Here is a 15,233-nt window from a genome sequence, read left to right as displayed (position 1 = left end):
CCGCTTTCCCAACATGCCGTCGATATCCTTGAGTTGACTGTGACGGGGGTAGTCGGGGGCTACGGGGGTGGCGGGTCGTGGACAGAGAGCTGTACGGCCGCGAGGCGGCCTTGCACGATGCGGGACTGGTCGCGCGCCTCAGCGGCCTCACGAAACACGGCGCCTCCCGGGTGCCGTTCGAGCACGGTGACGATCCGCCGGTCACCGTCTTCACCGGCGGGCGCGGTACGGGCAAGACCGCCCTGCTCAAGGAGGTCCGCAACCGCTACAAGGGGTACACGCCGCTGGCGCTCCTCGACTGCGCGCACATCGAGCCGCCCGCCGACCACGGCCCCGGCTGGACCCCGCTCACCGGGGCCCTCGCCGAGCTCGCCGTACAGATGTCGCCGAAGGTGCTCGGCGCACGGCCGGTGAAGTTCCCCCGGGTGTCGCTCGGGCTCGTCGCGGTCGCCTCGATCGGCTGGTCGCAGGAGGACGACGAGCGGGCCCGGCGCGACCTCCAGCGGCTCGGGCCGCTGCTCGCGACCGTCGACCCGACCCGGGGCGCGGCCACCCACTGGGTCGGCAAGGTCCTCGCCAAGCTGGCCGCGACCTTCGCCGAGGCCACCGTCCCGCTCGCCGGGCTGCTTGCCGAGGCGACCGTGGAGACCGTCCTGGAGGAGGTGTTCGGCCGCCTCCAGCGCACCTCGGAGAGCTGGTACGGCACCTATCGCAACGCCGGCGGACGCGGCAAGGCCGGGCTCCAGCAGCTCGCGATCGACTTCGAGCAGGGCGGCCGGCGCCGCGCCGAGGCCGAGGGCTTCCTCGTCGGCGCGCTGACCGAGGACCTCCTCCACCCGTACGTGGGGATCCGGCGCGGCGGCCGGATCGGCCGCCCGCTCGTCCTCCTCGACAACGCCCACGAGCCGCTCGGCCGGCAGCTCGTCGAACCGATTCTGCGCGCCCGTACGGAAGGCCGCCGCGACCGGGTCGTCGTCCTCGCCGCCTCCCGGGTCCGCGAGCACGAGGGGCTGCGGAACGCCACCAGGACCCGGCTGCCGGAGACCGCGCACCGGGCGCCCAGCCCGCGCGACGCCCGCGTCGGCTCCGGCATCCTCGCGGTGGAGCTCACGCCGCTGTCCCCCTCCCAGACCCGCTCCGCCTTCGACCGCCACGACCCGGCCGGCCGGACACCCACCGAACTCGCGGGCGCCGTGCACCGGTTGACCGGCGGCCGCCCCCTCGGCGTCGCCCTCCTCGGCCGGGCCGCCGGAGAGGCCCCGGAGCACCTGCGGGCCGGTCTCACCCCCGCCGCGCTGCTCGACCTGACGGTGGAACTGCGCGAGGACACCCCGCCGGTGCCCGTCGCCGCCACCCTCCTCGCCGAACTCCTCCCGGTGCGGCGGCCCGGCCCGTACGCCGTGCTCGCCGCCGCCCACGACGAGGAGTCCGCCCGGATGCTCGCCCACGCCCGGCTCCAGGGCGAGTCCCTGGACGGGGACGTGGCGCTGCGCGTCCGCGACCAGCTGCGCTCCGAGGACTGGGCCGCCGCCGAACCGGGCTCCGGCCACTTCGTCGCCGACCCCCTCCTGCGCGCCCTGCTCCTGCACCGCCTCCGCTTCGAGGACGACGACCATCCCCGGTACGCGGCCTGGCACGCCGTCCACGAGACCCTGCACCGGCACTACGGCCCCGAGCCCGGCCCGTACCGCCTCCATCACGACCTGGCCCTCGGCCGCACCGAGGAGGCCGTCACCCAGCTGCGGCTCACCTTCCCCGAGCGGGACGTCCTCGGCTGGCTTGAGCGGCTGCGGTTCATCGGCTCCGCCCCGTACCCCCGTGAGCGCGACCTGACCGGGCCGGACCCGCGCCGGGCGATCGCCCTCGGCCGGCGGCCGGCGGGAGGAACGAGCGGCGGCACGGCCGACGACCTCCCTCCGGGCCTCGACCACGACACCACCGAACTCCACCTGTCCGTACGGCGACTGCTGCACGCCGTATGGCTGCTGACCGATCCGCTCGCACTGCCCGACGACGAGGTGGCCGACCGCCTCGCGCACGAACTGCGCCGGCTCTCCGGCCGTCATCTGACGGGCAGCGGTTCGCTCTGGGACGCGGCCACCCACTGGCCGCGCGACATCCGTGCCCGGCGGGAGCTGTCGCTGCCGCCGGGCCGCGAGGACGGAGTCTGACGCCATGCCCGACCGCCCGACCGACCCGCGCAGCGGCCGACCGCTCGACCGGCTGCGGCGCCGCGTCCGCACCCCCCGCCAGAAGCTCGTCGCGTCCGTCGTCACCGCCGCCGTCGTCCTCGGCCTGGGCGGGTACGGCATCGCCCGGCTCACCACCCCGGAGGACCGTTCCTGCGCCGCGGGGGTCGAGAGACCGGAGGGCAGCACCGAGTGCGTCGGCGTCAACGGCGACGGCCACGCCTTCGGCATACCCGAACTCGCCGAGGTCGCCCGGGCCATCGGCGCCGAGAACGCCGCGCTCAAGCCCGGCGAGTACGCCACCGTCGCCCTCCTCCTGCCGCTGACCTCCACCGACAGCGGCATGCGGGTCAAGGTGCTGCACGAGGTCCAGGGCGCGTACGCCTACCAGTACCGGGCCAACCACCAGTCCAACAGCGAGACCCCGAAGATCCGCCTCGTCCTCGCCAACACCGGCAAGGGCAACGCCCACTGGCGCGGCACCGTCGACCGGCTGATCGCCATGACCGGCGCCCCCGACCGGCTGCGGGCCGTCTCCGGCGTCGCCACCTCCTCCACCGAGATACGCGAGTCGGTGACCGCCCTCACCGGCGCCGGGATCGCCGTCGTCGGCACCACCATCACCGCCGACGACATCGCCAACGGTCCGGGCCCGGGACACAACCGCTACCCCGGCCTCGCCCGCGTCTCCCCCACCAACAACGACGAGGCCAAGGCCCTCGCGCACTTCGGCCGCGTCGACGCCGCCAAGGCCCTCCTCGTCCAGGACACCCGCAGCGGCGACCACTACACCGACACCCTCAAGGCCGCGTTCGCCGCGTCCCTGAAGGGCGCGCCCCACGAGCCGCAGCTCTTCACCTCGCCCGCCGACCCCACCGACGAGGGCACCACCGCCAACACCTTCCGCCAGATCACCCATCTGATCTGCGACACCCGCGCCGAGACGGTCTTCTTCGCGGGCCGCCACACCCAGCTGCGCCAGTTCATCAACGCGCTCGGCTCGCGCGGCTGCCTCGACCGCGCCTTCACGATCCTGACCGGCGACGAGGGCTCGTACCTGGGCGCGGACAAGCAGCTCGACCGGAACGCGCTGAAGGCGAAGCTGACCGTGCGGTACGCGGCGCTCGCCCACCCGGACGCGTGGCAGCCGACGGCCGGGCGGAAGGTCCCGGCGACGGGCGGTTCGGTGGCGGCGTACACGACCTTCCTGACGGACATCGCCCGCGCCTCGAAGGAGCCGGTGGCGCTCGCGGACGGCCAGGCGATCGTCGCGTACGACGCGATGGCGACGGCGGTGCACGCGATCCGCCAGGCGACCCCGCCGGGCTCCCAGTACCCGGAACTCGCCGACGTGGTCACCCAGTGGCCGCAGGTCAAGGGCTCGCTGCGGGTGCGGGGCGCGAGCGGCTGGATCTGCCTGGACAACTACGGGAACCCGTACAACAAGGCGGTCCCGATCGTGGAACTGGCCCAGGACGGCACCCAGCGCTTCGTCCAGATCGCCTGGCCGGAGGGCACACCGCCGGCAGCATCCTGCCTCCCGCCGAAGCGGGGGTAGCGGGTCCTACGGCACCCACTTGGGCCAGGTGGCCTCATCCCGCTCGTACAGCGCACGCAGGTGCTGCCACCGCTCGGGCGACCAGGCGCCCCAGTCGGTCCGCGCACCACCCAGCGCCGCCACCAGCCGCTCGAAGTGGTCGTGCCACCCCGCGAGACAGTCCAGCCGGTACTCCCGGTCCGCCCGCAGTTCGTTCGTGAAACGCAGCACGGTCGACCCGCCGCCCCCGGCCGCCCCGGGTTCCAGATGGAACCGGATGCGGCCGTGCGTCGGATCGACCGTGTACTCGGCCACGTACTCGGGGTCCCAGGCGGTCACCCACCCCGACACCACCGTGTCGCCGTTCAGCCAGCGGAGGGTGACCCGGCCGCCGAGCCGGGGTTCCAGCGGGTCCGCCGCGCAGAGCCAGCCCTCCAGGCCCTCGGGGGTGGCGACGGCCTCCCAGACCTCGGACGGCGGATGGGACAGCTCGACGGCGAACCGCAGCAGGTGCGTGTCGCCGTCGTGGGTCTCGCACCTGCCCCGGGGTATCTCGCTCATGCCTCCAGCGTCACCCCGGGGCAGGCCCGGTGCCAGCCGTGCCGGCTCAGACGCCCGCGTACGAGTGCATGCTGTTCACGAAGATGTTCACGCCGTAGTAGTTGAACAGGAAGCAGGCGAAGGCGACGAGCGCGATGTACGCGGCCTTCCGCCCCTTCCAGCCGGCCGTGGCGCGCGCGTGCAGGTACGCGGCGTAACCGACCCAGGTGATGAACGCCCAGACCTCCTTGGCGTCCCAGCCCCAGTAGCGGCCCCACGCGTCGCCGGCCCAGATCGCGCCCGCGATGATCGTGAAGGTCCAGAGCGGGAAGGTCGCCGCGTTGACCCGGTAGGCGAACTTGTCCAGGGTCGCCGCGGACGGCAGCCGCTCCATGATCGAGCGGGCGAAGGCGCCGGGCTTGGCGCCGTTCGCGAGCTTGTTCTCGTAGGAGTCGCGGAACAGGTAGAGCAGGGTGCCGACGGCCCCGAGGTACAGGACCGAGCCGCAGAAGATCGCGGTCGAGACGTGGATCCACATCCAGTACGAGTCGAGCGCCGGGACCAGCTGGTCGCTCTCGGTGTACAGCACGGTCGTGGCGACGCCCAGGTCGAGCAGGACCGTGGTCACCAGCGGAAGACCGATCCAGCGCACGTTCTTCTTCGCGAGCAGGAACGCGACGTACACGCCGACCGCCACCGTGGAGAAGGTGGTCGAGAACTCGTACATGTTGCCCCAGGGGGCACGCTGCACGGCGACCGCGCGGGCCACCACGGCCGCCGCCTCGATCACGAAGGCGAGGACGGTGAGGGAGACGGCGATCCGGCCGTACAGATCGCCCTTGACCGTGCCGCCGGCCGCGCCGGGGCCGTCCGGTACGTCACGGGTGCCGGCCGCGGACCGGGTGACGACCTTCGGCTTCTCCAGGACGGCGGTGCCGCCGGCCTGCTTGACCTGGACGGTCACGGCCGAGGTGGCGGCCGGGGCGCGCGAGGTGAGCGCGGCGGCGGTACGGCCGACCTTGCTGCGCGAACCGAACACCCACTCGGCGATGTGGGCCAGGAAGGCCAGCGTGTAGACGGCCATCGAGGAGTAGATGAGCGTGTTGCTCATCTGTGCCAGGCTCTCGTTGGTCGTGGCGGCGAGGATCACTTGTCGGCCTCTCCAGAAGGGGCAGGGTCTTCTGCGGGTGCTTCCGCGGGTTCTTCCGCAGGCTCTTCCGCGGGTTCCGGTACGTCTTCCGGATCGGCGTGGGGTGTGGGTTCCGGATCGGCATCCGAAGTGGCGTCCGCCGTCGGCGGCGCGTCCGCCGTGAGCGCGACCGCGAGGTCGCCCAGCTCCTCCGGCAGCTTCGCGGACTCGCTCCGGCCCAGGCCCGCCATCTCGACGACGGTCACGCCGTCCGCACCGCGCACGGCCCGGACCCAGACCCGGCGCCGCTGGATGAAGAGCGAACCGGTCAGACCGGCGATGGCGGCGATCGCGCCCGCGAGGGCGAGCCCGTTGCCGGGCTGCTGCGAGATCTGGAAGCTCGCCCACTCCTTGACGTCCTTCTCGAAGGTGATCGAGCCGGCGCCTCCGGGGAGCGTCATGGTCTGACCGGGCAGCAGCCGCTGGGCGAGCGCGTTGCCGGACGCGTCCTCGAACTGCTCCATCTTGGACTTGTCGAGCTGGTACACGTTCTGCGGAAGCCCGGAGTTGACCCGCAGGTCGCCGTGGAAGCCGGTGAGCGCCATGGCGGGGTTCTCCAGCGCCGGGAACTGCGAGAACATCGTGCCCGCGCCCTCGCCCGCGAAGGTCGGCACGAAGAAGGCCTGGAAGCCCAGCTGCTCCTTCTTGCCGTTCTTGTCGCGGTAGCCGTCCATCACCTTGATGGCGCCGGTGGACGTGATGTTGTTGTCGATGGGGAGCATGGGCACGGCGCCGTGGAAGACGGTCTTGCCGCGGCCGTCCTTGACGGTGACGACGGGGGCGTAGCCGTGGGCGATCAGATAGACCTTGGAGTCGCCCACCTCGAGCGGCTCGTTGACCCGGATGACGGCCTTCTTGTCGGTACCGCCCTGCGAGTAGGAGACCTTCGCCTCGAAGGTGCGGGGCGTGCCGCGCTGGGGGCCGTTCTTCTCGTACGTGCCGTCGAAGGCGTCGAGCTTGAAGCTGAACGGTTCCAGCTCGTCCATGCCGAACTGGGAGCCGGACTCGAAGTCGTCGTACTGGGTGAGCGTGTTGGAGAAGCCGTCGCCCTCGACGATCAGCTTGCCGCCCTCGGACTTGAAGAGCTGGCCCCAGGCGAAGGCGACGAGCATGACGATCAGGGCGACGTGGAAGGCCAGGTTCCCGGCCTCGCGCAGGTAGCCCTTCTCGGCCGCGATCGCGTTTCCGGCGGTGTGGGCGCGGAAGCGGCGTCCCTTGAGGAGGGTGAGCGCGGCCTCGTGGACCTGCTCGGGCTCGGCCCCGGTGCGCCAGGTGGTGTAGGCGGGGAGCCGGTCGAGGCGCTTGGGGGCGGCCGGCGGGCGGCTGCGGAGCTGGCCGACGAACTGCCAGCTGCGGGGCACGATGCAGCCGATGAGGGAGACGAACAGCAGTATGTAGATCGCGGAGAACCACACGGAGCTGTAGACGTCGAAGAACTGAAGCTTCTCGTACAGCGGCGTCAGCGTCTTGTGGGCGTCCTTGAAGGCCTGCGCCTTCAGCTCGTCCACGCTCGTCTGCGGGATGAGGGAGCCGGGGACGGCGCCGAGGGAGAGCAGGAAGAGCAGGATCAGCGCGACCCGCATCGAGGTCAGCTGCCGCCAGAACCAGCGGATCCAGCCGATGACACCGAGGGTGGGGCCGCCGAGGACGGGCATCTCGGCGCGGTCCTCGACGGGAGCGGTGGACAGCTGGGCCCCGGCCGCCTCGTCGACGGCGGTGCTCTCGGTCTCCGTCGTACCGGAAGTGTCGGTCTTGCTCATGGAACTCAGATCCCCACCGTGAAACCGCTGGACCAGCCCTGCATCGTGGCGACCATGCTGTCCCACGCGCCTGTGAGGAGCAGGACACCGGTGACGAGCATCATGCCGCCGCCGATCCGCATGACCCACACATAGTGCTTCTTGACCCACCCGAACGCCCCGAGCGCCTTGCGGAAGGCTATGGCGGCGAGCACGAAGGGCACGCCGAGGCCGAGGCAGTACGCGAAGGCGAGCAGCGCGCCGCGGCCGGCGCTGGCCTGCTCCAGGGCGAGCGCGTTGACCGAGGCGAGCGTCGGGCCGATGCACGGGGTCCAGCCGATGCCGAAGAGCGCGCCGAGCAGCGGCGCGCCGACCAGGCCGGCGACGGGCTTCTTGTGGAAGCGGAACTCGCGCTGGGTGAACCAGGGCATCAGGCCGAGGAAGAACACGCCCATGAGGATCATGAGCACGCCGAGGATCGTGGTGAGCGTCTCGCGGTACTCCTGGAGGGTCGACCCGAAGTAGCCGAAGAGCGCCCCGCCGGAGACGAACACGGCGGTGAAGCCGAGGACGAAGAGGACGGCGCCCGCGGTCATCCGGCCGCGGCGGCTCTCGGCGAGGTCGGTGCCGGAGACGCCGGTCACGTACGACAGGTAGCCGGGGACGAGCGGCAGGACGCAGGGTGAGAAGAAGGAGACCAGGCCGGCGAGGAGGGCGACGGGGAGGGCGAGGAGCAGGGCTCCGCTGGTGACGGTCTCGTTCACCGGCTCACTTCTCCTTGAGGAGGGGGTCGATCATCGACCGCAGCTTCTCCTCGTTGAGCGCCATGAGCGAGCGGGCCGCGATCCGGCCCTCCTTGTCGAGGACGACGGTGGAGGGGATGGACTGCGGGGAGAGCGTGCCCTTGGGGAAGCCGAAGAGGATCAGCTTCCCCTGCGGGTCGTAGAGGCTCGGGTAGGTGACCCCGTAGTCCTCCTCGAAGGCGAGGGCGGGCTGCTTGTTGGGGTCGCGGGTGTTGAGTCCGACGAACTCGACGCCCTCACCCTTGAGGTCCTTGGCGACCTTCGCGAAGTGCGGGGCCTCGGCGCGGCAGGGGGCGCACCAGGAGCCCCACACGTTGAGGACGACGACCTTGCCCTTGAGGTCGGCGACGTCGAGCTGCTTGCCGTCGAGGGTTTCGCCCGCGAGCTTGCCGGTGGCCGCGCGCTCGCCCTTGGCCGCGGTGGCGATGCCGCCCGTGTTCGTCACGAAGTTGGTGTTGCCACCGCCGCCGGACTTGCCGTTGCTGTCGTCGCCGCAGGCCGAGAGCGTGAGGGCGGCGGACAGCACTCCGACGGCGAGCAGGGTGCGTCGAGGGGCACGGCTAAGGCTCATGTGAAAAGTTTCGCATGGGCGTTTGGGGGATCTTGGGCACCCCCCTACGTGCCCGTAAAGCCCCTTGTCAAGATCGTCTAAGCGGAAGGCGTGGAAGTCGCCGTCGAAGCGTTCGGCGCGGGCTTGAGGAAGGTGTTCCAGCCACCGGCCGGCTTCTGTCCCACTTCCAGCGAGCGCAGCTTCTGGAGGATCTTCGGGTCCTGGACGTCGAGCCAGTCGACGAACTGCCTGAAGGAGACGAGCCGGACGTCCTTCTTGCCGGCCATGCCCTTGAGCGCGGCCTCGACGGCGTCCATGTAGATGCCGCCGTTCCACTGCTCGAAGTGGTTGCCGATGAAGAAGGGCGCCCGGTTCGACTCGTACGCGCGCGTGAAGCCGCCGAGGAGCGCTTCGGTGGCCTGCTTGCGCCAGCCTGGGTAGCGCGAGGGCATGCCCTTCGTGGTGTTCTTCGACTGGTTGGCGAGCATGTTGTAGTCCATCGACAGGACCTCGAAGGAGTGCCCGGGGAAGGGCACGGCCTGCAGCGGGAGGTCCCAGATGCCCTGGCGCTTGGTGGGCCACATCTGCCGGCCGCCGGGCGAGCTCGCGTCGTAGCGCCAGTTGAGCCGCTTGGCGGTGGGGAGCAGGTTGTCCTGCCCGAGGAGGCAGGGCGTACGGCCGCCGACGAGCTCCTTGGAGTAGTCGAAGGGCAGCGGGTCGAGGTCGGTCCAGCCGCTGTTCGTCTTCCATTCGGTGACGAACTTCATGGCCTGGTCGATCTCGCTCTGCCACTGGGCCGGGGTCCAGTTGCCGACGGAGCCGGAGCCGCCGCAGAAGTGCCCGTTGAAGTGGGTGCCGATCTCGTGGCCTTCGAGCCAGGCCTGCCGGACGTACTTCAGGGTGTCCTTGATGTGGTCGTCGGTGAGGTAGCCGATGTCCGAGGCGCCGACGCGGTTGTTCGGCGGGCGGTAGAGGTTCTTCTTCGACTCGGGCAGGAGGTAGACGCCGGAGAGGAAGAAGGTCATCGCCGCGTCGTGGTTCTTGGCGAGCTCGAGGAAGCGCGGGAAGAGGCCGTTGCCGACCTCGCCGGCGCCGTCCCAGGAGAAGATCACGAACTGGGGCGGGGTCTGGCCGGGTTCGAGCGGGACGGGGGTGTCGGGCTGGTGCGGCTGCTTGCCGGTGTCGGCGGTGGAACCGTCGCCGATGAGCTTGACGTCGTCCTTGGTCGGGGCGTTCGTGCTCGGCTCCGCCGAGACGTCACCCCCCTTTCCTGGCCCGGAACGTCCGGACTTGTCCTGATTGCCACTGCTGCACGCGGCGATGCCCATCGCCGCCGCGGCGCCAACGCCCGCTCCGAGCAGCCCCCTTCGACTGATCCCGCTGATCCCGCGCATGACATCCCCATTCGCGCTGACGTATTAACGAAACGTCATCCAAACCGACAATGAGTGAGATGCCGGGAGGAACACGGAGGTTCCGGGGAATCGCACAAAAATTTCAGGGCGGTCGGTTGGCATGAACACCACCCGACCGCCCTGAACTGTGGACCGTGCGCTCCCGCGCTGTCCAGCGGGGCCGTAATCCTTCACCGAAGGACTACAGACGACCGACCTTTACGCGCTGTACGTGCTCTACGTGCTCTACGTGCTCTACGTGCTTTACGCGCCGAAAGCCTTCGACGCCCCCTTGACCGGCTTCGCACCGGCGAGGAGATGCGCCGGAACGAGATCCCGGGCCGGCTCGCTGTACCCGACCGAGACGATCTTGTCGCCCTTGTACGTGAACGAGGTCAGCGAGGCGAGCGTGCACTGACGCCGCCGCGGATCGTGCCAGAGCCGGCGCTTCTCCACGAAGCTGCGGACGATCCAGATCGGCAGCTGGTGACTGACCAGCACCGCCTCGTGCCCCCGGGCCGCGTCCTTCGCCGCGTCGAGCGCCCCCATCATGCGGACGACCTGCTCGACGTACGGCTCGCCCCAGGACGGCTGGAACGGATTGGTCAGGTGCCTCCAGTTCGCCGGCTTGCGCAGCGCCCCGTCACCGACACCGAACGTCTTGCCCTCGAAGACGTTCGCCGCCTCGATGAGCCGCTCGTCCGTGGCCAGATCCAGACCGTGCGCCTTGGCGACCGGCGTCGCCGTCTCCTGCGCCCGCTCCAGCGGGGAGGAGACGACGTACGTGATGTCCCGGTCGGCGAGGGCCTCGGCGACCCGGTCCGCCATCTGCCGGCCGAGCTCGGAGAGGTGGTAGCCGGCGCGGCGCCCGTAGAGGACACCGTCGGGGTTGTGCACCTCGCCGTGCCGCATCAGATGGACGACGGTGATGTCCTGCTCACGGGTGTTCTTGTCGCTCTCGCTCATGCCGTCGCCTCCGCGGCGGCGCGGGCGGCGGCCGGCAGGGCGGCGGCGATCCGCTCGATCGCCCGCTCGTCGTGCGCGGCCGACACGAACCAGGACTCGAAGGCGGACGGCGGCAGGTACACGCCGTCGGCCAGCATCGAGTGGAAGAAGGCGTTGAAGCGGAACGCCTCCTGCTGCTTCGCCTCGTCGTAGTTCCGCACCTCGTCGGCGGTGAAGAAGACCGAGAACATGTTGGACGCGGTCTGCAGCCGGTGCGCGACGCCCTCCTTGGCGAGCGCGCCGGTGACGAGCCCCTGGATCTCCTTCGAGACCGCGTCGACCTTCTCGTACGCCGCGTCGTCGAGCAGCCGCAGCTGCGCGAGCCCGGCGGCCGTCGCGATCGGGTTACCGGACAGGGTGCCCGCCTGGTAGACCGGCCCGGCCGGGGCGAGGTGCCCCATCACGTCGGCGCGGCCACCGAACGCGGCGGCCGGGAAGCCACCGCCCATGACCTTGCCGAAGGTCAGCAGGTCGGCCTTGACGCCGTCGACGCCGTACCAGCCGGCCTTCGACGTACGGAAACCGGTCATCACCTCGTCGGAGATGTACAGCGCGCCGTTCTCCCGGCACAGGTCCGCGAGGCCCTGGTTGAAGCCCTCGGCGGGCGGCACGACGCCCATGTTGCCGGGCGAGGCCTCGGTGATGACACAGGCGATCTCGCCCGGGTGCGCGGCGAACGCGGCCCGGACGGCCTCCAGGTCGTTGTAGGGGAGCACGATCGTGTCCCCGGCCTGGGCGCCGGTCACGCCGGGCGTGTCGGGAAGCCCCAGGGTGGCGACACCGGAACCGGCCGCGGCGAGCAGCGCGTCCACGTGGCCGTGGTAGCAGCCGGCGAACTTGACGACCTTGGCGCGCCCGGTGAACCCGCGGGCGAGCCGGATCGCGGACATCGTGGCCTCGGTGCCCGAGGAGACGAGCCGCACCTGCTCGACGGGCTCGACGCGCGCCACGATCTCCTCGGCGAGCGCGACCTCGCCCTCGCCCGGCGTACCGAAGGAGGTGCCGCGGGCGACGGCCTGCTGCACCGCGGCGGTGACCTCGGGGTGCGCGTGGCCGAGGATCATCGGCCCCCACGAGCACACCAGGTCGACGTACTCACGACCGTCCGCGTCGGTGAGGTAGGGACCGGAACCGGACACCATGAACCGGGGCGTTCCGCCCACGGCCCGGAAGGCACGCACCGGTGAGTTCACGCCGCCGGGCGTCACGAGGGAAGCGCGGTCGAAAAGCGTCTGTGAGACTGGGGCTTCGTATGAATACGGCACTGTGATCCTGACCTGCGAGAACGACTTCGGGCACGACATCGGGAACGGAGGGAGGGTGTGAACATCCTGAGTATTACGCCGGGGCGTTCGCCCTCCGCGTCTGCGAAACTGGGGCGTCATAGGGATGGCTCACGGAATCCATGGTGTCAGAGGCCACGGCGTTCTTGCGGACAGGTGTTTCACCGTACGAACGCGGGGGAGGTCACTGACACGATGATCGGGTTGCGCGGCGGGGTCGTGTTGCCGAGAAAAAGCAGTCGGGTGGAGATATGCATCGCGGTGGCGGACCGGGCGAGGGGACGGACGACCTGGGTCCGGAGTCTGCCCGCCGGGGCAGGCACCGGCGCCGGCGGAGCGAGGATCCGACCTCGGGAACCCCGAGCACCCCGAGTGCTCAGAGCCCTCCGAGCACCCCTAGCACTCCAGGAATTTCCGGCATCCCGGGCACCCCGAGCACTCCAGGAATTTCCGGCATCCCGGGTACATCGGGCTCTCCGGGAGGTCCGGTCAACGGAAGCGCGAGCGGGAGTGGCCGGTTGGGGGTGACGTACAAGTACTTCGGCGCGCCCGACGGCGCCACGGCGGCCCGCGTCCCGATCTCGATGCGCCCGGAGGAACTCGGCGGCGACGAGCTCGGCATGGGCGGCATGTTCACCAAGATCAAGCCGGAGACCATAGCGGCCATGGTGTTGACCGGCATCCAGGGCATGCCCCTGAACAAGGTGCCGCCCCTGGAGCTGGTGGTGCTCCACCCGGACTACGCGGTGGTCAAGCTGCCGATGACCGTGGTCGACCCGCTGCGCGCGATCGGCGAGGAGTCGGTCGGCGCGGCCGCCTTCATCTGGTCCACGGTCCCGGACCGCGGCGGCCCGCGCGACGCCTTCGACGTCTACCAGCTGCTCCACGAGTGGCAGGACTTCTCGGTCCGCCTCCACGAGGCGGGCCACCAGCCCTACTGCCTGGTGTGGCCGTAAGGATCCGGTCCGCCGCCCGCGCGCGCTCCGCGGCGAACTCGCGCACGGAGGACGATCGAGCGGTACGGGGCTGAGCACCCGCAGCGGTACGTCGATGCCGTGCCCCTCCCAGGTCGCGCGGAGCACCGCTGTCCAACGGACGACCGACGAGCAGGCGTTTCGCCGCACTTCCAGCTCTCATAAGTGCTGAAGTTAGGACGAATGGTATGTAATGCGCGGAAGCCGCGCCCTGTGGGGACCCGTACGCCCGGTGGGAGCCCCTGATGAGGAAGGACCTGACGCGTGAGCGGAGTACGAGGAGTGCGGATGGCCGGCGAGCCCATGCAGATCGGCGAGGTCGCCGCACGGACCGAGCTGTCCCTGCGCACGATCCGGCAGTACGAGGACAGCGGCCTGGTCGTCCCGTCCGCGGCCTCCCCGGGCGGCTTCCCGCTCTACACGGACGCGGACGTGTCCCGGCTGATGGTCGTCCGCCGGATGAAGCCGCTCGGCTTCACCCTCGACGAGACGCGCGAACTCCTCGCGGCGGTGGACCTGCTGGCCGCCGAGCGCGCGGGCACGGACAGCGAGCTCGACCCGGACGAGCGGGCCGCGCTCGTGGCCCGCGTCCGCGGCTACGAGCAGGCCGCCGCGGAGCGCGTCGCCGAGCTGCGGGCCCAGCTCTCCCGAGCGGAGGAGTTCGCCGACTCCCTCCGCCGAACCCGCCTCACATCGACCCCGGCCTGACGCCACCGCCGGCCTGACACCGACCGTGGCCTGACGCCGACCCGGGCCTCACGGCGACCCGGGCCTGACGCCGACCCGGGCCTCACGCCGACCCGGGCCTCACGCCGACCCGGGCCTGACGCCGATCCGGGCCTCATGGCGACCCGGGCCTCATGGCGACGACACCCGCATCGGTTCAGCCGACTGGTGCCGCGGCCCGCGGCGGTTCAGCCGGCGAGAGCCGCGGCGGCCCGCGGCGGTTCAGCCGGCGAGAGCCGCGGCCAGCGTGCGGAAGAAGCGTGCGTACGCGGCCGGGCTGGGCGGGGTCTCCGGGTTCCACGGCGTGAAACGGACGCCGGACAGGGCTGCCGCCTCCGGCGCCGTGGCGTGCGCCCGGCTGTCGAAGAGGACCAGGTCCGGCCGGAGCTCGGAGGCCCGGCCCCAGTCACCGGTGAGCCAGTTGGCCCCGGGCCCCGGGCCCGGGTCGACGAGCCGGACGCCGAGCTCGGCGAGCCTCGCCAGCTCGGGCCAGGCGAGCGGCCGGGCCAGATGCACCTGGTCGGGGCCGGCCCCGGAGAGGGCGAGCACCCCGAGCCCGGTCCGCGCGGCGACCTCACGGAGCTCGTCCTCGGCGGCCCGGAGCCCGGCCGGGGAACCCTCGGCGGTCGTCCCGTCGTCCGGCGCCGCCCCCAGGCTCACCGCCAGCGCACCGAATCGGTCGAGGATGGCCGGCAGGGTCAGCTCGTTGCCGACGGAGAGCGCGACGAGCGGCACCCCGAGCCGTTCGGCGACGGCCTCGTCGAGCGCGTAGGGGCTCTTCCCGTCGTAGGTCACGTCGACGATCGCGTCCGGCCGCAGCTCCCGCAGCAGCCCCTCGTCGAGAACCCGGCCCGGCCCGAGATACGTCACCGCGGCCGCCGTCAGCCCGCCCTCCTTCGCCGGGTCGAGGACGTCCCCGTCGTGCCCGGAGCCGTACACCGCGACCGGCGTCACACCCAGGTCGCACAGGGCGGCCCCGGCCCGCACGTACGCGATCACCCGCCGCGGTACCCGGGCCGCCCCCAGCTCCGTACCTCTGTCGTCCGTGAATCCCCATGCCTGCGTCCCGGACATACGGCTGCTCCCTCCCCGGCCGGAAATGTGCCTCTGCCGAGCACCTTGGAGCGGTTCCCCGGCCCGCACAAGAGGGCCTGCCCGGTCCCGGTCCGGGACCAAGGTCCCGTACCCCCCTGCCGAAAGTCCCCCAGGTTGGTGTTAACTGAACAGGTCGGGAGGAAGCAGTAGGAATCGTCGGCCCCTCGTGCCCGCGCGCCACCTGCCGGGGCGCGCGGCGTCGGGCGGCC

At 71.3% G+C, this 15,233-nt stretch carries 13 protein-coding genes; 4 read left to right on the top strand and 9 right to left on the bottom strand.

What is annotated here, in order from left to right; all coding sequences use genetic code 11:
• Positions 1-77: 77 nt before the first annotated feature.
• Together N5875_RS22055 and N5875_RS22050 are read left to right on the top strand one after the other, a co-directional pair.
• Positions 78-2,171 carry a hypothetical protein gene (locus N5875_RS22055; protein WP_318210725.1) on the top strand — a complete coding sequence of 698 codons (2,094 nt, stop codon included), beginning with the start codon at positions 78-80 and terminating at the stop codon, positions 2,169-2,171.
• Between the two features lie 4 nt (positions 2,172-2,175).
• The gene (locus N5875_RS22050; RefSeq protein WP_338495519.1) at positions 2,176-3,747 is read left to right on the top strand and encodes a hypothetical protein; all 1,572 of its coding nucleotides are present in this window, start codon (positions 2,176-2,178) and stop codon (positions 3,745-3,747) included.
• A 6-nt stretch (positions 3,748-3,753) separates the two neighbouring features.
• On the opposite strand, the gene N5875_RS22045 is transcribed toward N5875_RS22050, so the two are convergent.
• The 8 genes from N5875_RS22045 to hemL form a co-directional block, all read right to left on the bottom strand.
• Positions 3,754-4,287, bottom strand: coding sequence for an SRPBCC domain-containing protein (locus tag N5875_RS22045; RefSeq protein ID WP_338495518.1), 534 nt, complete (start codon positions 4,285-4,287; stop codon positions 3,754-3,756).
• Between the two features lie 46 nt (positions 4,288-4,333).
• On the bottom strand, positions 4,334-5,416 hold the full coding sequence (ccsB, locus tag N5875_RS22040; RefSeq protein ID WP_318210722.1) for a c-type cytochrome biogenesis protein CcsB: 1,083 nt from the start codon (positions 5,414-5,416) through the stop codon (positions 4,334-4,336).
• A complete protein-coding gene (locus N5875_RS22035) occupies positions 5,413-7,215 on the bottom strand; it encodes a cytochrome c biogenesis protein ResB (protein ID WP_338495517.1) in 1,803 nt (600 codons plus the stop codon). Before N5875_RS22035 ends, ccsB begins: the two co-directional genes overlap by 4 nt.
• Positions 7,216-7,220: 5 nt before the next feature.
• Positions 7,221-7,958, bottom strand: coding sequence for a cytochrome c biogenesis protein CcdA (locus N5875_RS22030; RefSeq protein ID WP_030324331.1), 738 nt, complete (start codon positions 7,956-7,958; stop codon positions 7,221-7,223).
• Between the two features lie 4 nt (positions 7,959-7,962).
• Positions 7,963-8,568, bottom strand: a complete 606-nt coding sequence (locus N5875_RS22025; RefSeq protein ID WP_318210720.1) for a TlpA disulfide reductase family protein — start codon at positions 8,566-8,568, stop codon at positions 7,963-7,965.
• A gap of 77 nt (positions 8,569-8,645) precedes the next feature.
• Positions 8,646-9,932: a hypothetical protein gene (locus N5875_RS22020; protein ID WP_318210941.1), complete on the bottom strand. Its 1,287-nt coding sequence runs from the start codon at positions 9,930-9,932 to the stop codon at positions 8,646-8,648.
• 273 nt (positions 9,933-10,205) lie between these two features.
• On the bottom strand, positions 10,206-10,907 hold the full coding sequence (locus N5875_RS22015) for a histidine phosphatase family protein (RefSeq protein WP_318210719.1): 702 nt from the start codon (positions 10,905-10,907) through the stop codon (positions 10,206-10,208).
• Positions 10,904-12,250 (bottom strand): glutamate-1-semialdehyde 2,1-aminomutase, encoded by a 1,347-nt coding sequence (gene hemL / locus N5875_RS22010; RefSeq protein WP_318210718.1) that lies wholly within the window; start codon positions 12,248-12,250, stop codon positions 10,904-10,906. Before hemL ends, N5875_RS22015 begins: the two co-directional genes overlap by 4 nt.
• A 230-nt stretch (positions 12,251-12,480) precedes the next feature.
• On the opposite strand from hemL, the gene N5875_RS22005 reads away from it, so the two are divergent.
• Both N5875_RS22005 and N5875_RS22000 read left to right on the top strand, forming a co-directional pair.
• The gene (locus tag N5875_RS22005) at positions 12,481-13,185 is read left to right on the top strand and encodes a hypothetical protein (RefSeq protein ID WP_318210717.1); all 705 of its coding nucleotides are present in this window, start codon (positions 12,481-12,483) and stop codon (positions 13,183-13,185) included.
• 306 nt (positions 13,186-13,491) lie between these two features.
• On the top strand, positions 13,492-13,911 hold the full coding sequence (locus N5875_RS22000) for a MerR family transcriptional regulator (protein ID WP_318210940.1): 420 nt from the start codon (positions 13,492-13,494) through the stop codon (positions 13,909-13,911).
• A gap of 240 nt (positions 13,912-14,151) precedes the next feature.
• Here the strand turns inward: N5875_RS22000 and N5875_RS21995 are convergent, their stop codons facing one another.
• Positions 14,152-15,003: an ABC transporter substrate-binding protein gene (locus tag N5875_RS21995; RefSeq protein ID WP_318210716.1), complete on the bottom strand. Its 852-nt coding sequence runs from the start codon at positions 15,001-15,003 to the stop codon at positions 14,152-14,154.
• Between the last annotated feature and the right edge of the window lie 230 nt (positions 15,004-15,233).

It is taken from the genome of Streptomyces sp. SJL17-4 (assembly GCF_036826855.1).
GTDB lineage: Bacteria > Actinomycetota > Actinomycetes > Streptomycetales > Streptomycetaceae > Streptomyces.
The sequence above is the reverse complement of the archived record's forward strand: the minus strand, read 5'-3'. Positions and strand labels throughout refer to the sequence as shown.